Annotated in this window: 17 protein-coding genes; all 17 read right to left on the bottom strand. The window is 44.5% G+C overall.

The annotated features are described in order from the left end of the window. Positions 1–5 precede the first annotated feature (5 nt). The 17 genes from JEY82_RS14305 to pilO2 are packed head-to-tail and all read right to left on the bottom strand — an operon-like array spanning position 6 to position 15,669. Complete coding sequence (locus JEY82_RS14305; RefSeq protein WP_304086697.1) at positions 6–623, bottom strand: S26 family signal peptidase; 618 nt, start codon at positions 621–623, stop codon at positions 6–8. After that, positions 616–1,140, bottom strand: coding sequence for a conjugative transfer signal peptidase TraF (traF, locus tag JEY82_RS14300; RefSeq protein WP_304086694.1), 525 nt, complete (start codon positions 1,138–1,140; stop codon positions 616–618). Before traF ends, JEY82_RS14305 begins: the two co-directional genes overlap by 8 nt. Continuing rightward, positions 1,137–2,828: a hypothetical protein gene (locus JEY82_RS14295; protein ID WP_304086690.1), complete on the bottom strand. Its 1,692-nt coding sequence runs from the start codon at positions 2,826–2,828 to the stop codon at positions 1,137–1,139. Before JEY82_RS14295 ends, traF begins: the two co-directional genes overlap by 4 nt. Next, positions 2,791–3,186: a DUF1937 family protein gene (locus JEY82_RS14290; protein ID WP_304086687.1), complete on the bottom strand. Its 396-nt coding sequence runs from the start codon at positions 3,184–3,186 to the stop codon at positions 2,791–2,793. Before JEY82_RS14290 ends, JEY82_RS14295 begins: the two co-directional genes overlap by 38 nt. Continuing rightward, positions 3,155–3,577, bottom strand: a complete 423-nt coding sequence (locus JEY82_RS14285) for a hypothetical protein (RefSeq protein WP_304086684.1) — start codon at positions 3,575–3,577, stop codon at positions 3,155–3,157. Before JEY82_RS14285 ends, JEY82_RS14290 begins: the two co-directional genes overlap by 32 nt. Further along, the gene (locus JEY82_RS14280; protein ID WP_304086681.1) at positions 3,564–5,516 is read right to left on the bottom strand and encodes a type IV secretory system conjugative DNA transfer family protein; all 1,953 of its coding nucleotides are present in this window, start codon (positions 5,514–5,516) and stop codon (positions 3,564–3,566) included. Before JEY82_RS14280 ends, JEY82_RS14285 begins: the two co-directional genes overlap by 14 nt. Continuing rightward, a complete protein-coding gene (locus JEY82_RS14275) occupies positions 5,516–6,730 on the bottom strand; it encodes a TrbI/VirB10 family protein (protein WP_304086678.1) in 1,215 nt (404 codons plus the stop codon). The genes JEY82_RS14280 and JEY82_RS14275 overlap by 1 nt, the downstream gene beginning before the upstream one ends. Positions 6,731–6,739: 9 nt before the next feature. Continuing rightward, positions 6,740–7,351: a phage tail protein gene (locus JEY82_RS14270; protein ID WP_304086676.1), complete on the bottom strand. Its 612-nt coding sequence runs from the start codon at positions 7,349–7,351 to the stop codon at positions 6,740–6,742. An 11-nt stretch (positions 7,352–7,362) separates the two neighbouring features. Continuing rightward, complete coding sequence (gene pilV, locus JEY82_RS14265; protein WP_304086673.1) at positions 7,363–8,511, bottom strand: shufflon system plasmid conjugative transfer pilus tip adhesin PilV; 1,149 nt, start codon at positions 8,509–8,511, stop codon at positions 7,363–7,365. A 9-nt stretch (positions 8,512–8,520) separates the two neighbouring features. Then, on the bottom strand, positions 8,521–8,949 hold the full coding sequence (gene pilM, locus JEY82_RS14260; protein ID WP_304086670.1) for a type IV pilus biogenesis protein PilM: 429 nt from the start codon (positions 8,947–8,949) through the stop codon (positions 8,521–8,523). After that, the gene (locus JEY82_RS14255; RefSeq protein WP_304086668.1) at positions 8,937–9,923 is read right to left on the bottom strand and encodes an ATPase, T2SS/T4P/T4SS family; all 987 of its coding nucleotides are present in this window, start codon (positions 9,921–9,923) and stop codon (positions 8,937–8,939) included. Before JEY82_RS14255 ends, pilM begins: the two co-directional genes overlap by 13 nt. 12 nt (positions 9,924–9,935) lie before the next feature. Continuing rightward, entirely contained in the window at positions 9,936–10,415 is a 480-nt protein-coding gene (locus tag JEY82_RS14250) for a type 4 pilus major pilin (RefSeq protein WP_304086665.1), read from the bottom strand. A 33-nt stretch (positions 10,416–10,448) separates the two neighbouring features. Then, the gene (locus JEY82_RS14245) at positions 10,449–10,964 is read right to left on the bottom strand and encodes a hypothetical protein (protein ID WP_304086662.1); all 516 of its coding nucleotides are present in this window, start codon (positions 10,962–10,964) and stop codon (positions 10,449–10,451) included. An 11-nt stretch (positions 10,965–10,975) separates the two neighbouring features. Next, positions 10,976–12,043, bottom strand: coding sequence for a type II secretion system F family protein (locus JEY82_RS14240; RefSeq protein ID WP_304086660.1), 1,068 nt, complete (start codon positions 12,041–12,043; stop codon positions 10,976–10,978). After that, on the bottom strand, positions 12,030–13,634 hold the full coding sequence (locus tag JEY82_RS14235; protein ID WP_304086657.1) for a GspE/PulE family protein: 1,605 nt from the start codon (positions 13,632–13,634) through the stop codon (positions 12,030–12,032). The genes JEY82_RS14240 and JEY82_RS14235 overlap by 14 nt, the downstream gene beginning before the upstream one ends. Before the next feature lie 3 nt (positions 13,635–13,637). After that, positions 13,638–14,438 (bottom strand): hypothetical protein, encoded by an 801-nt coding sequence (locus JEY82_RS14230; protein WP_304086654.1) that lies wholly within the window; start codon positions 14,436–14,438, stop codon positions 13,638–13,640. Continuing rightward, a complete protein-coding gene (gene pilO2 / locus JEY82_RS14225; RefSeq protein ID WP_304086651.1) occupies positions 14,425–15,669 on the bottom strand; it encodes a type 4b pilus protein PilO2 in 1,245 nt (414 codons plus the stop codon). Before pilO2 ends, JEY82_RS14230 begins: the two co-directional genes overlap by 14 nt. Position 15,670: the final 1 nt, after the last annotated feature.

The raw sequence follows: 15,670 nt of genomic DNA, 5'->3' as shown, positions 1-15,670 counted from the left end.
CCTGATTAAAAGGTGAAAATAGGAATGAATTTTTGAAGAATATGAATAGGAACTAAGCCAAAAAATCTAGAATCAAATGAACTCTCATAGTCTTTGGCAAGGAGAAGAGCTTTACCTTTGGGAATTGTTCCAGAATGTAAGAGAGAAAACATCTCGCGATTGTGAGAATCTTTTTTATTGATTTTTGAGTTCGCCCATAATTTTGAATTTATACTAATTCCTTCGTTTGAAATGCTAATATTATCACCAGCATGAGCTGCAAAATATCGAACGAAATTTCCTTGTGTATAGGCTCTGTCATGTAAAGGGTAATAGTCATTACATCGGCATAATGAGACTAAAACAGCATCGCCTTTTTTGGGTGTTTCGGAGGAAATTTTATATATTCCTCTCGGTATAGAATCATAGAGGGATAACCTGAAGCCGCATGCTATAAAAAGTATGGTGAGAAGGGCTCCAAGGCAAAAAGCAATGAATAAGTAGTCTTGCAAAAAATCGATGGGATTTTCTTTCCATCTTTTTTTTCTGTTTTCTTTTCTGAATTCTTTCATAAATTTTCTGTTTTCATTAAAATCAGCAAAGTGTGCTTTAAGTTTTTCGATAAAGCTGGGTGATCTAGTCATGAGACTTTCCTTCTTTAAGGGTTAAAACGGGAATGACCCTCTGCATTTGGTTCACGTCCACCAGTCCGAAGTAACGGCCGTCGAAGCTGTTTTCGTTATGAGTGGACATGACTAGACCTTTTGCAGTGGGGATAATTGTCGAATGAAGTAGGGCTGGAAGTTGTCTTCCGTAGTTGTCAGATCGTTTCTGTCTGCTGCGTGGGAGCAACATGTCATTCACAGACACGCCTGTGCTTGAAATTTTTATATTGTCGCCTGTGGTTCCAGTCAGGATTTTTAGGAGAGGACTGTTTGTGTTTAGCCCTAAATATTTACGATCAAGCGAAATTTGAAAATATGGATTGTCTTCACTGAGGCTGAAAGTAACCAGATTACCTTTTGCAGGCTTGCCAGGAACAATTTGATAAATACCACAGGGCATGGATTCAGTGAAATTGACGCGGTAGCCAACCTCGTGAATGAGAAAAATGATTGCCACGCTATGGCAGAAGAAAAGAGTCAGGACGAGATTTTTCACGCTGCGACCTTTTGAACATTCTTGGTCCAGTAAGTCTTACGCCAACTGCGTTTAGCCGTTTCACTGTTGGTATTCAGGGGGCACTTTGAGTCAATGGATTCAATTTCCGAATCATCCAGCGAGTTAAGCCAGCTTTCAAAATCCTGATTTTGTATATCTTGTTCGGCCTTTTCAATTTTCTGCTTTTCAATATTTTTCAGTTCAGCGCGGGTGTTATCGGCTTTCTTTGCATTTGCAAGAGCTTGTTCATTCGGGGTTAAAAATCCAACAGGCCTGCGCCATGTTCCTTTTGATTTCAGGGTTGCGAATAGATAGTTGCAGATTCCTTTACGGGCTTCAGGGAAGGTTCCCTTTTCAAGTTCCCAGTGCGCTGCGTGCAGAGATTCTTCGATGTCGAGGATTGTTTCACCGAAAGAAAGCCGGTGTTCGACGATCTGGCGGATCTGATCCGGACCGAATCTTTCACTGTGCAGTCTTGGCCAGAGGATTTGAAAATCATCGCGGCTGATTGATAACAACCGGCGCGTCCATTTTTCCTCTTCAGATTCTTCAGAACTAGATAGATTTTTTATCTGTCTATCTAAGAAGGGTGGATTTTGATACCGATCACCTTTGGTATCAAAAGAGTGATTCTGATTTGTGTTAAGGCTTGAAATACAAGGGATAACGGGCTGTTTTGCTAATGAATCAGCATTGGTAACATGATACCGATCACCTTTGGTATCAAGATTGGTATCATTGCGATCATGATACCGGTCATGATTGGTAACACCTGTTTGATACCGATCAGCATTGGTATCAAAATGTGGTGGGTAGGATTTTAAAAGCTCCTGAATGCGTGCAATAGGCTCATTATTTAATTGCAGAATGATACCAAAGCGCGGGCCGCGTTCGTGGACTCTTTTAGAATAAATTCCAGCTTCATGGCCGTGTTTAATAACCCTGCGAGCAGTGACTTCACTGCAAGCGGCATCTCTGGCAATTGCCTGAATTACAAGACCTATTTCGTCTTGCGCCGCTTCTTTTGAGTATGAGCAGATGATACCAAACACTCGTTTACCCTGATCGGATAGACGGGAAAACAGAGCATCAATTCTGTCAGAATAATTCAATATAGCCAGTGCGGAACCTTTACTTTTAGAGCTATGTTTCTGGCTGTTACTAAAGTTAGGTTGATACCGATCACCTTTGGTAACATTTTGCCCCTGATACCAATCATGATCGGTATCAGCGAGCAGGCCGTATTCATGTTTGAACAGGCTAATGAAGTACTCGCAGCGTTCTTTATAAAGAGTGATTACTGTCCCGTGCCTGCGTCCAGAGCTGTTTATTTCTCTACAGAAAAGTCCTGCTTCTTCACCTTTAGGAAAGGTTCTTAGCACGCTTAATTTACTGCATCTTGCCGCATATTGAAGGCTGGAAATGACAATAGAATACGGTGCATCCATTGCCGGAGCAGACTTAATAAGGGCGGCAAGTATTCTTCTGCCAGTTCCGGAGAGCCCATTGTAAAAAGCGGCTATGTCACGGCGCATAAGCTTTTTCAGGTGATCGGTATCAGCATGTTTCTGATGTCGATCACCATTGGTATCAGAACCATTTGGTGGGTAGTATTCCCGTGCCGTTGAAGTCATGTCAGAACCTGATTCCTTAGAAAGAGGATACGTTGCAATGTTCTGGAGAAACAAATCTGACTACCTTGAATTCATTTGCGGCTAATTCAAGTTCAGCCCCAATCCCGTGCGATTGTTCCCAACCTTCGAGTTTAAGAACCCACACCTGATCTGCCCAGCGTATAAATTCCTGATCAATGCGTTTCCAGAAAGTCCAGTCCATGGGCAATCCTGTATTCGTGATTCCGTGTGAATGTGAGATAGGGGAATAAACGATATGACCAGCGACAATGATTTTTGCAGCGGCAATATTTACAGCTTCATAGCGGCTCGTTCGTACTTCCGGATCAGGATGTGTGTACGGGCATGCCAGATAAATTTTCAGAGGTGTTTTTGCCAGATCAGAGAGCGGCTTTGAGGGGATAAAATTCATGGCTCCTCCTTTTTTTACTAAGGTCAGTTGTAATCAAATCGCCGGCTTGAATATTTTCAGGCATTACGCAAAGGTCATCGCAGCCTGGGCAGCGGACTTGTGAGCCCATTTTCATAGCTCTATGTTTTCCCGGTTCTTTGCACTCTCCGAACAGAGGCATAAGCACTGGGGTGTTTCCTTGCTCGATCACGATAAGCTTCCGGCCGGAGACTCGTTCAGGGGGCAGGTACATATACGGAACCCGTCCGTCTCCATGACAGAGCGGACAACCGGGGCGGCCTGTTTTTCTGGAACCGTAACTGGCCATCCAAGTGGCGCAGTTAGGGCAAGTCCTGCACGCTTCACGCGGGAAACGCACTGGGAGTAATTTTGTAATGTCAGCATTCTTCATGGACTTCTGTCTCTTCAATGAGGTCGTCGAGTTCTTTGCGGTCGGCTTCGGTTTTAGCTTGAGTATCTGCCTTTGCAGGCTTTTCTTTGCAGGGAACAATTTCAGCGAGAATGTCTGACTTGTCAGGGGCTGTAATCTTGGCCCTTTTCAGAAATTCAGGATCAAGAAAGAAAAGAATTTGCTTGCCGTAGATTGGCGCAAATCCGGCTGGAAAGATGAGCATGTCACCGGGACGAATGATTTTTCCGTTTTCTTTTTCTGCACCGGGGAGGCGCATACATTCATCCGGTGTGAGCAAACTGCGTTTAACTTCTGAAATGCTTACACTGGCTCTGCCAAGATGCCCTGATCTACTTCCCGAAAGTGAGGTCTTTTTCTGGATGACCGTCGCTTCCCCTGTCATTTTTGATAGAGCCTGCGCTGTTTCAATCTTGTTTGGAGCATATGCAATTCTGATATGGCAGTTACTCATTATGGATTCTTCTTTGCCATATGCAGATTGAAGCTGGGTGAGATCCTGCGTAATGATGTAGGCCTTGATTCCGTAGCCTGCCATGAAGGCCAGAGCGCGTTCAAAAATTTCCATGCGTCCCAGAGCGGGAAATTCATCAAGCATAAGCAACAGTCGGTGCTTATATGTTGCCTTTGCTGCTCCGTCTTCAAATTCCATGTTTTCTGTGAGGCGGCGCAGGACAATGTTCAGAATAAGTCGGATAAGAGGGCGAAGGCGGTCGATGTCTGAAGGTCTGATCACAAGATAAAGTGAAACAGGTTTTTCAAAATTCATGAGATCGGAAATGCGGAAATCACAACCGGAAGTGGCCCATGCAACAACGGGATCACGGTAAAGAGCCATGTTGGCCACAGCAGTGGAAACAACCCCTGAAAGTTCTGCGCCGGCTTTGTTCAGCATTTCGCGGGCAGCAGAGGATATGAATTGCTTCACAGCCTTGACCGCTAATTCATCCATTTTAGTATCAAAGAGCATGTCTAGATAGGTGACATGATCTGTATTCAGCATTTCTTCAAAAAGTTCAGTCATTTCTTTGTCTTCATCAGCAAGCATCAAAGAAAGATCGTTGAGAGTGGCATGCCTATTTTCATTGATCCTGCATAAAATCATGCAATGAAGAATTGTTCCGCCTAAAAATCCGAATGCCGCTTTATTCCAATAGTCCTTGAGTCCTTTACCGTCAGGGTCAACGATCATGTTGGCAACATTCTGGGCATCGGGAATGGCATGAGGTCCATCAAGTCTTATTTCGGCCAACGGATTATATCTTGTAGAATTTTGGGTGGCATCGGTTGGATCAAATTTCAGAACTTTATGTCCTTGAGCTTTTCTCCATCCGGAAGTTAACGCATAGTTTTCACCCTTGATGTCTAAAATAATGGAACTCTCATCCCATGAAAGCAGAGTTGGCAAAACAAGACCAACACCCTTACCTGACCGAGTCGGGGCGAAGGCCATAATATGTTCTGGACCATCGTGACGCAGGTAGTGAAGAACCTCCTTGTTCTGCCAGCCGCCAACATAAACGCCGGTGTTTTGAAGTAATCCTGCTTTGGTGATTTCCTTTTTGCTTGCCCAGTGAGCCGTTCCATGAATATCGCTGATTCCTTCAGGTTTTCTCGTGAAGAGCTGAGCAATGCCGAGTACAACAACTTGCGGCCCGATAAATATAATCTGAGCGATCGCAAGAATGTGATTCAAACTTTTGCTTGAGGAAAGTTTTTGAAACCAGATTACAATCATCCACGGCCAGTAAAATTGTTTATAGACCGTATTTCCCAGAGCTTTATGATGCCCATATAGTTCTGCTGTATGCTGGGTCGCATAGCTCATAGCTATTAGGGTAACTGCGATCATAAAGAGTAAGTAGAGCAACCATATTTTACTTTTCTTTAGGTTTTCACCGAGTCCATATTGATCATTCATTACTGGCTCCTATACGGGAGGTATGGGCGTGCAAAAACAATATCTTTGGTGACAACCATGTTGAATCTCTTGCCCGGTTCGGTGGATATTGCCGGCTTCAGCTTCACATTCATTTGGAGTAACTGAAGGGTTGATTGTCCCAATTGGCTGGCAACAGCTGATCCGAGTTCATCTTGTAGAGTTGGAGTTTGGTTTGAAGAAGAACTCTTGTTGAAAGAGTCCATGGCATAGGCCGTACCGCCGCTGATCAAACTCATGATGGCAGCCGAACCGAATGTTTTCAGGTAATGGTTGTCCACATCTCCTGAATAACCGGCGTAACCTCCGATATCAGTACCGGGCATAACCCCGAGAGTGATGGAAGACCCGTCAGGAAAGATTATGCGATTCCATGCAACCAGAACTCTGGATTGACCTACAGCTACCCGTGAATCATAGACCCCGATCATTCGCGAGCCTTGAGGGATAAGCATGTATGTTCCACTTGCAGTGTCATAAATATTCTTGCTGACCTGCCCAATTATTTGACCGGGGAGATCAGAATTAATTCCGGAGATCATTATGCCGGTGATGACGGAGCCTGTTTTAAGTTCAAATCTCCTGCCTGGAACACGCTCGTAAGGCAGTTGCCAGGAACCGTCCTTGGCGGCGCGGGAATTAAGAAATTCTTCTTTTTCCTGCTGATCATTGGGCTCTACTGGAATACCTGTTGTTACTCCGGGCGCGTTTAGAGGATGCCTTGCGCGAACATCATCAAAGGATGTTTGTATGACTTTCCGTTCATTTTTATCCGGCATGGCCGTTTGAATTTTGAGCGGAGCGGCAAGAGCGGCTTTCATTCTTTCCAGTTTGAATGTCCGCACTTCCAACAACTCTTTTACGCGTTGTTTCGCAGCTTCTGAAGGTTCTGCTGGACGGATGACGGTTATCAGAGGTTTTTCAGTTAATGGCTGAGTTTCAGGCTCCTTTTCTTTTTCTTGAGGAGGTGTGGATATCCCGAGGTTTTCAGGAGCAGTCAATGGTTGCTTAAGGTCAGTGTCGATATTAGCCGCTTTTCCAGTTTCAACGCTGTCACTTTTTTTGCCGGACTGAGAGAGTGAATAGACAAACACAAGGACTAAAATAGTAGCAACGGCAATGCCTAAGTAGACAATTCTGTTGCCACTTTTAGTCCCTTTGATCGGGCGGGTGAGGCTGTTAGGAGAATCTGACATGATAGATTCCTATTCAGCCTTGATGATATACATCATGGATATGTTGCGAGGGCGGCTTTCTGTTCCACTTCCGGCAGTAGTGGATGTGCCGGTTCCTGTTCCAGATCCGGAAAGATAGGCTTTATAGGAACCGCTTGCTTTAGCGTTTGCGGCATGAACTAAACCAATGTCTTTTGACCCTGTACTAGCTGATAGAACAGGAATATTTACTCCGACAGAGTTAAAAGAAACAGTTATTGTAGTCTGATGCGTGTGACTTTTCATCGCATCGGTCTGGCTGCTTAAAATACTTCGACTACTATCAGTCCCTTTGCCGTGATCCCATCCTCTAATAAATTCTCCTCGGAGATCCGGAACAGTACTGCCGACTATTGCCGCAAGGTCTGCGTAGCCGGAGGTGGATTGACCGTTGCATTCAAGAAAACCTTCGGGAACAGTTCCGGATGTCCATGGGATAACGCCGCCAATGGGTACGCCGCTGATTGCTTTCGGTTCAACGGCGACACTTGTAGGATCAAAGCTTGTTGCGTCTCCTGCGATTGCGGAGGAATGCACGGAAACGAAGAGAAGAAGCAGAAAAAGGAAAAGATATTTAGATATAATATTGAGTGTTAATTCCATGACTTTCTCCTTTAATTACAAGTTGTGAGGACCATGACTTTTCCGTATCCAGCAGGAGGTGTTATCCATGTATCCCCTGTGTCAGCGGTGCGAATGCGTAAATGGACCTGCCAGTTGTCTCCAACGTCAGTGGCCCACGACTGAACCGCTACAATAGCTTTTGAAATTGGTCCTTCAGCAAAGATTGAAGGAGCCACAAAGATCTGAGGATCGGAAGTAATTCCGGTGGGGCAGATAGGTTTGGGAATAAGTTCGCCATCAACCGCAATGGTTGATCCTTTGAGGAATTGAGAATTGCCGGTGTCGGCGATGACTTCGGGCTGACCGTTGCGGCAGACGTAAAGACCTACAGCCGGATCAAGAAACACTCGTCCATTTTTATCCGCATCGTTGCAGAATCCAGTTGTGTCAATATCCGCAAGAGTGTGTTCTTCAAATTTGATTTCCTTCACACCTTCAATGGCGTGATCGGTCATATCCAGCTCGGTGGACATTTCATTCAATTCAGGATGACCGGGAACTTCAACGCGATAGAGAAAATCTTTTCCGATATCCTCTTCACGCAGGAAAGCTCTTCCTCCGATATGTCCGGCGGCAGGAATGGGGATATTTGTTGATGCTAAATTTACAGTCCAACCACCGTAAGAACCTCTGAGCTCGGTTACACTTTGTCCCGGAAGGTCTCCAACAGGAATGTAACCACCTGCACCCCCGATCATGGCGGCAGTGGCAGGAACAATGGCTGCGCTGAATTTTTTGTTTTTTTCTGAATGAGTGCGGCCGCCATATGTCAGCACTAAAACTTGCAGATCGCCTACGGTTGGTTCAAGCACATATATTCCATATTGTTGACCCCATCCGTTCAGATTTTTAAAACCGGAAGACAGAAAATCGCCTGTTCGAAGCTGATCCATGGTGATTTGAGTTGCTCCGGTCGCGGTTGAAGATGTTATCAGTCCAGCATAATTTTCTTTGGCATATGAGGACGCAGCATCCATTACGCTAGATAAATGGGAGCTGACATTGTGCTGTTTGATCGATTCCACGCCCCGGTCCATCATGTCGGCAAGCATGGGAAGCATAAGCATGAAAATAGTAAGCCCAGCCAGTACATCTAAAAGCCCGAAGCCGGCCTGTTTGTTTTTACGATTAGCTTTCATAACTATCTCCTACTGGGTGATGACACTGACAATGCTGTTTTCAGGAATGAAAGACGGCAGTGCGGTGTCCGCTCCGTGAGCGTTGGCCAGAAAACCGTTCCGTTTAACTCCGATGGCAAAACTTCCCATGAAAAGCTTTCTGATTTCTTCAGATTCGTTTCCCTGCACAGATCCCCACACGTAGCAATTTCCATTATCCATCCGGTTGGCCCATGCACGCATGGGTTTCCAACCGGTTGGAATTGATAGATTAGAAACGGGAACTTCACCTGTTGTTATTGATGAATTGCTTGTCACAAAGTTATTCACCGCATTGCGATAGATTGCGTAATTTACAGCTATAGACTCAGCCTTGGGTGAGTTTCTCGGGGTGACCGTTTCCGGACTGGCCAGAGCTATGGCTCCGAGAAGGCAAAATAGAACAGCTAGTCCTTGCATAATGCTTCCAGCCCTCCGAATTGAATGCGGTTTCTTTGTTCCCGCATTTCCTCCTGTAATCCCGCCAGTTCACCGTTCTTGATTTTTGCACGGAGTCCTTTGAAGTTTTCATTAAAAGGAGCCAGCAGGAACTGAGGGACATGGAGAACTGTTTTTCCGTCAACATGTTCAAGTTGCTGATGGACAACTGCCAGAAGACCTTGAGCAAGGTTTTGACTGGCAATATCTCCGTCAATTTCGCGGGCCATAGTGACCAGCCTTTCAAGAGCCGTTACAAGATCGAAGCCATGCAGTGTGGCCACAACTATTTGTTGATCGGAGCCGAGGCAGACGCGTAAGGCTTCACTTGCTGCGTGTTTGCTGCGGATTTCTCCTATATATATGATGTTAGGAGAGGCGAAACGGTGCGAGCGTTCGATGGCTTCAGCCAGATCCTCTTCATGATCAATCTCGGCTTGAAAGCAGAATCCGAAATCTCCATGCTTCCCATCCAAAGGCATTTCCGCAGGGTTTTCAAAACTGACGGCATGGCCTCCAAGAGTTGAGAGCCGTGTTGCTACAAGTGATGAAGCACTGAAGGTTTTTCCAGAGGCTTGCGCACCGGTAAAAAGAACAAGCCCTTTACTCTGGTTTGAATTTAGAAGCCATTCTGAAAGAGCTTCAGGTAATCCCAGTTTCGTGAAGGCAGAAACCTTTTCTTGAATCCTGCGCAGGAAGAAAACTTTCCCACTGCCCCAAACAACACCCTCATAGAGCGCAACTCTGTAACCGATATCTTCGTGCTTAATTCTGAAAGTGTGCCGTCCACTTTCTTCATGTACTTTGAGGACTTCCCCATGCAGCATTTGAATTTCTTTTTTGGTGTCTTCTTCACAAGGAACAAGCTTCTGGTCGCAATTATCACACCCCTTCATGAAGGCTTCGCCGCTTTCATGAAGAATCAAATCTGTGAATGATACACTTTTGAGAACCATTTAATGCCTCTGCTAGTTGGAGGTGAAAACGAGGATATTAGTGTCGGCAAGCTGATCCGTTATGGCTGCTACCATTCCACTTGCCTGATTGATCTCAACCCCGTTTACAGTAATCGTTTCCCATGATCCGGCTTGAAATGTTGCCAGTTTCACGCAGGCATATTCAGGAACTTTGTTGTGGGTAATCGTAAATGTAGTGGCATCTGTTCCTTCCGCTACGGTTACGGCTCCGTTCCATGCATTGCGGATTTCGCCGCTACTTTTCAGCATGCTGTCAGGCACAATTTTGTTTTTAACGGCAATTTCAGTAGTAATACCTGTGAAGTCCGGCTCGCCGGCATAAAGCTGTTTTAGATCAAGCCGAAAGGTTGAAAGGTTTTGTTCAGCCGTGGATATTTTGTCATTATCCATTGATTTCTTGACCATGTAGGCTGATCCGCCAAACACGATCAAAGCTATAAGGAGTGAGCCGAGTGTTTCAAATAAAGTCATGATTGCTATCCTCGTAGTTTTTTTTGAATGTTATTATTGTGCAGGGATAATTTTGAACATGAAAAACATGTATAAAGTCACTATAAAATCAATGGATAACCATATGAAAAACCAAACAAAGTAATCTTTGGATTTTTTAAATTTGAGAGTAAGATTTGGTATTTCACTCCAAGCTGTTTCAATTCCGCTAATTCTAGAATTGGCAGTTATGTTTTCATCAGAAAGACACTTAAGGCTATTTCTGTTCATTAAACTTGATGACTCCAATTTTTCTACTTTGCTTTTTAAGGCGATAATCATTTCTATTAATTCTGGTTCGCAAGATTCTTTTGCCCATGCGAACTTTGAGGCTATGTCTGTGTGAAGTTCGGCTGTAAGCTTTTTGTCACCCAGAGTGTGTGCCTTTGAATTTAGGCAGGTCAGGAGATTTTCAGAAGAAAAGGTCTTTTTTGTGCGAGACAGAGCTAAAAAGGCATTCCCTAATAGATATTTCTTTCGTTCAAGATCCTTTTTCCTGCGAGCTTTTTGTTTTGTTTTGTTATCAATCATGATTGCTCCTGTTAAAGAATGTTTTGTCCCAGTTGTTGCTGAAGAGAAGTCATTGCGAGAACGATGTTGGAAATCATAAAAATGATGCCGATTATGCACGCCATGTTTATGACTTTGGCCTGAACTTTGATTGTTTCCATGCCCTCATCCAGCCATTCCTCGGCAATGAGTTTTAATTGGCTGTCAAAGCCCGGAAGTTTTGAATAAACCCGCAGGTCTTCAATGATTGTTCTGGCGGGAAACTGGTATCCGGAATCGTCCAGAGCCTGCCCAAGACCTTTACCCAGATTGAGCTGAGCCTTGATTGAGTGCATTCTTTCTTTCAGCCATGGGCTTGAATTTGGAGTGGTGAGCATGTCGTTCATCGCAAGTGAAAGCTGAATACCCGATTCCATCATGGTAGAAAGGGTGAAGAGCCAGAGACTACCGGTGATAAGACGATAAAAGGACCATGGCGGAATGTTATCAAAACGGACGCGGATTTTACCTGTCCATATTTTGAGGGTTGCCAGAGAGATAAAGAAGGAGGCGACTATTCCGGCAAGGAACAAAGTTCCTGCTGTGGAGTCTATGAATTTCGTTACTTGATAAAGAGTTTGCGCACTTCCTTGCCATCGTGTCGGGTCTGAAATCTCGGTAAGTCTGGGCATGACGTATCTTGAAAGCACGAGCAGAAGCGTAATTAACGCACAAATCAAAAGACACGGATAACTGAGAGCTTTCCACATGTTGCTTATGATTTTTAACTTGGCCTTGATTAATTTTACTGAGAGTTCCAGAGCCTCACAAAGTTTTCCGGAATTAACTCCGCTTTGAATCAGCATAGATTCTTCTGCGGGAATGAATCCTTGCAGAGCTTCATGGAGCTTATTACCGGAATTTATTCTTGCTGAAACTTCCGTAAGAACGGGAGTTAGCGGACTGTAATTTTTAGCATATCTTTCTTCTAGATAAGTAAGACTCTCGGCAACGCTGACTCCGTGTCTGGTCATTGCAGAAAGTTTTCGGTAGATACGAATCCGTTCTTTCTGCTTGAAGAAAAGCTTAGCCAGTAAATTGTTAATTTCAGGAAGCACCATGAGGAGCCTCCACATTTTTTGCACCGGCCAGTTCATCAAGGTCGGAAGATGAAAGGTTAAAATCATCAAAAGCCTTGGCATAGTTTAGCGGTACACCAAGTCTGCGTTCTGTCAGATAAGGATCAATCAATCCGTCTTCGATTAGGTCAATGGCGTGGCTGACAAAGGTCTGGCCGTTCTGTTCATGTCTCCAATGTTTATAAGCCGCTTCCATATTACCGGTGCGTACCGCTTTCAGGATCACATGGTCAGTGGTGACTATTTCAGATGCTACGGTCTGCCCGATAATTCCAACACCCGAACATTGCTTACAACCTTCACCTCTGATGTTGACGTTCTCCATATTGTTAACTGCTCTGAATAACCGATTGAGCACGGCTTCAGGCAGTGATTTACAGCGCAATTTATTGTCAGTTGGAAGTTTGGTTATCTCCTTAAGTGGCATTTTGCAGTTCGGACAAAGCACCGGCACAAGCCTTTGATGATGAAGTCCGGACAGAACTGTGTGGTCACAAAGATATTCAAGAGGATCAGGATATTGAGCAGCTCGGAGCAGTGAGACCATTCTTTGAATGATTCCTAACGCTGAGTTTGCATGAATTGTTGTCCATACTCCGTGTCCGGTTTGAGCCGCATCGAGAGCAGCTGAAGCCGCTTCAGGATAACGGACTTCACCAATCATAATGGTGTCCGGGTCAGAACGCATGGCTCCGGCAATAGCGTTACGATATGCCGTTCCACGGTTCTCATCTTTCTCGTTGGTGCTGACTCGAACCTGCTTTACCCTTTCAAGCGGATATTCCGGTGGATCTTCAATGGCGAGGAAGTTCTTTTCCGGATTATCCTCGGCCATGCACTCCATGATATGTTTTAGCAGTGTACTTTTACCATGACCGGTCGGACCTGAAAGAAGAGTCAGTCCGGAACGCTGGGTAAGAAACTGAAATCTGCGGATATGGCGATCGGAAAATCCAAGCGTTTTCAATCTATCCTGCAAACTACCTTTCGCCGTTGTGCGATCATAAAGAAGGCGCAGCGCCATGAAAGTTCCGGTCCCGTTTTCTGCCATTGAGCAGTCGAGCGGCTCCGTATGAATCCGGATTGAATGAACGTCCGCAGGAAGAAAGTCGTTGCTTACGATCCTGCCGTCCTGTCTTTCTTTAGCTACAAATGTGGTATCTGCGCTGTTGGACATGGTTTGATACATTGCAACAATTACTTTTCTGCCAATTTCTCCCATTAGCTGCTTGTAGTTCTGCAACATGCCCAGCTTTCTAAACTGGATAGAGGCAAACGGGCCGTAATCGCCGATGTGAATATCAGACGCGCCTTGCACGTAAGCATCAGCAATAATCTGAACAGCTAGATCTTGAATGTCGCTCTTAGTTTCAGCTTTAGTGATATTTTTCTTACGCATTTTCTGGAATTCTTCAGCTTCAAGTCTTTTCGTTTCCTTGAAACCTTTGCGTGCCGCATAGCTCAGAAAAGACATTAAAACTGCATCGTCCGCCACCTCGGCAGAGATGTATATAATGCCGTTTAGAAGTAGCACACGTTCTTGCAATTCTTTTGGTATTTCGTTGTTGGTCATGGTTTACTCCTTGAATTTCAAGGGAACGTTCTTGCCGTTAAAACGGATCAGAACTGTTGAAGGGGTTATTGAAGAGACTTTGCCGGGGCCGGCATTACTTCCTGTTTTCACTGTCTGGACTCCGGCAGAGCTGGAAAGGGTAGCCGAAAGCCTCCCGTCTACTCCTTGAATAGAAACGATTTTAGGCCATACAGGGCGGTATTGTTTCTTCTTGGCTGGAGTTTGTTGAATAGCTTTAATCACAGCAGGATCAGGAGTATGAAGCTTGATCAGTTTTTGTTCCTGCTCTGCTATTGCGACTTCGAGCTTCTTCAGTTCGAGGTGAGATCTCAGCGATGTGAAATAGCTGAGGGGAGTAATCTTCGTTTCAGAAGGCTTGTTTTTTTTGTCTTCATTGGTTGAATTTCCAATTGAGTGATTAGTTGAATTGTCAATTGGATTATTTTTATTCAGATCAACGCGCGATTCTTCCGTTTGAGCTGATATTTCAGTCGTTCCATTTGAAAGTGCTTCAAAAAAAGAAGTCGAAGCCGTGTCTGTGCTGCTGGAATTTCCTGTAGAGATTCCGGTCTTAAAAGTTCCGTTTGAACTTTGGGTGAATGCGCTGGTCTTATTCCCATTAACGGCGGTCATGTTGGATTGCGTGGCATTGAAAACCACAAGATCCTGAACAATTTTTGTGTCTGCTTGCATTTTGCCGCCGTAGAAAATGTAGGTTGCTGTGCCGGCTATGACTGCGCTTGATATGAAAATGCAGATCAATATAATTAAATGACGACTCTTTAATTTCTTAATATTTGGCATAAATTTGCCCCTCCATTGAGCACTGGTTTTTAGTGAAAGAGATCTCAGAGATCACCAGACAGGGGATTGAATCCATCTGAATAAACAGGAAGTCAGAAATTGCAGAGCCGGCAGGAAGGCCGGAAAGTTTCCACTCTCCTTTGATCCATGGGGCAATAATTTCAAACGGCTTATTCAGGAATTTATTGTTTTTCTTCTTTATTTCAGGAGATTTCCAAGTAAGATTTAATTTTGCACCGAGGGTGCGAGTCAGTTCATAAAGGTTTGCTGTTGCGTCAGTTTTATTAATCAACTTTTGTTCAGGGCGGATTAATTCTTTGGGATAGTCTATGTTTATTTCTGCCAGATCTGGACGTGATCCAAAGGATGAGTTGTTTGGACGGTTGGTGAATTCCGCACCATCCTGATGCGACCACGCCATATAAATACCCGTGTCGTTGCGGGTAATGGTTTCCAGTTTCCATCCGTTATTGAATGGTTCTGTGTTTCGCATGGCTTTTAGAAACGGTTCTGCAAATTTTAAAGGCATCGGAGATACTTTCCACGGCATTGTGAAATACTTGCCGGGATCAGAGTTAAAATTAGCCTTATTCCTTTCAGCTTCCGTCCGGGCCTTAATAGCTGCGATTCTTTGTTGCTCTGCAAGTTGATCGGCTTGGTAATTATTCCAAAAAATAAAGCCGGCAACGGTAAGAATTATTGCCGCAGCGAGCACAAGAAGTTTTTTATTGTTTTTCTGAGGATAGAGCGGCTGAATCCGTTCTGATGGTTTAATAAGTCCATCAAAATGGTTAAGAGTGTCTCCAAATGTTTCGCAGATGAACTCATTGTTTTCCCAGTTCGACATGGCTTTCAAACTCTTTAAATGAGCTTCAGCTTCTTCGCGGGAAGTGAAAAACTGATCACCTTCAGCAACAATTATCTTTTTGCTGACAGCGCAGACCCACCACAGATTTTCTTCATCACTTAAGCAGAACATTCCGATCCAAGTAGATCTGGATCGTTCCACCAAGGCGCATGCCAAGGAAGGAATTCTATTTAGTTTTGCCGAGTCTGAGCTGAGTCCGAATTGCTGTTTTCTGGCAATTACATAGTTGTATTCCCGGTCAGAAAAGTCAGTTGCTACTTTTCTCGCCTGCTCCATGAGTAGCTTTTTGCCGCCTTTTCCATCCAGAATTTGCCACCAGAAACCGACAGCATATTGTTTTTTCTTAATCCTTATTGTGTGCATG

This window comes from Maridesulfovibrio ferrireducens, assembly GCF_016342405.1.
Lineage (GTDB): Bacteria > Desulfobacterota > Desulfovibrionia > Desulfovibrionales > Desulfovibrionaceae > Maridesulfovibrio > Maridesulfovibrio ferrireducens_A.
Note: the sequence above shows the minus strand (reverse complement) of the source record. Positions and strands in the feature narration are given on the sequence as shown.

Coding starts and splice junctions, on each gene's coding strand:
- pilO2 (WP_304086651.1), bottom strand. CDS start 15,669: ATGCACACAATAAGGATTAAGAAAAAACAATATGCTGTCGGTTTCTGG.
- JEY82_RS14290 (WP_304086687.1), bottom strand. CDS start 3,186: ATGAATTTTATCCCCTCAAAGCCGCTCTCTGATCTGGCAAAAACACCT.
- JEY82_RS14280 (WP_304086681.1), bottom strand. CDS start 5,516: ATGAATGATCAATATGGACTCGGTGAAAACCTAAAGAAAAGTAAAATA.
- JEY82_RS14230 (WP_304086654.1), bottom strand. CDS start 14,438: ATGCCAAATATTAAGAAATTAAAGAGTCGTCATTTAATTATATTGATC.
- JEY82_RS14250 (WP_304086665.1), bottom strand. CDS start 10,415: ATGACTTTATTTGAAACACTCGGCTCACTCCTTATAGCTTTGATCGTG.
- JEY82_RS14240 (WP_304086660.1), bottom strand. CDS start 12,043: ATGGTGCTTCCTGAAATTAACAATTTACTGGCTAAGCTTTTCTTCAAG.
- JEY82_RS14255 (WP_304086668.1), bottom strand. CDS start 9,923: ATGGTTCTCAAAAGTGTATCATTCACAGATTTGATTCTTCATGAAAGC.
- JEY82_RS14285 (WP_304086684.1), bottom strand. CDS start 3,577: ATGAAGAATGCTGACATTACAAAATTACTCCCAGTGCGTTTCCCGCGT.
- pilV (WP_304086673.1), bottom strand. CDS start 8,511: ATGAAAGCTAATCGTAAAAACAAACAGGCCGGCTTCGGGCTTTTAGAT.
- pilM (WP_304086670.1), bottom strand. CDS start 8,949: ATGCAAGGACTAGCTGTTCTATTTTGCCTTCTCGGAGCCATAGCTCTG.
- JEY82_RS14270 (WP_304086676.1), bottom strand. CDS start 7,351: ATGGAATTAACACTCAATATTATATCTAAATATCTTTTCCTTTTTCTG.
- JEY82_RS14305 (WP_304086697.1), bottom strand. CDS start 623: ATGACTAGATCACCCAGCTTTATCGAAAAACTTAAAGCACACTTTGCT.
- JEY82_RS14235 (WP_304086657.1), bottom strand. CDS start 13,634: ATGACCAACAACGAAATACCAAAAGAATTGCAAGAACGTGTGCTACTT.
- JEY82_RS14275 (WP_304086678.1), bottom strand. CDS start 6,730: ATGTCAGATTCTCCTAACAGCCTCACCCGCCCGATCAAAGGGACTAAA.
- JEY82_RS14245 (WP_304086662.1), bottom strand. CDS start 10,964: ATGATTGATAACAAAACAAAACAAAAAGCTCGCAGGAAAAAGGATCTT.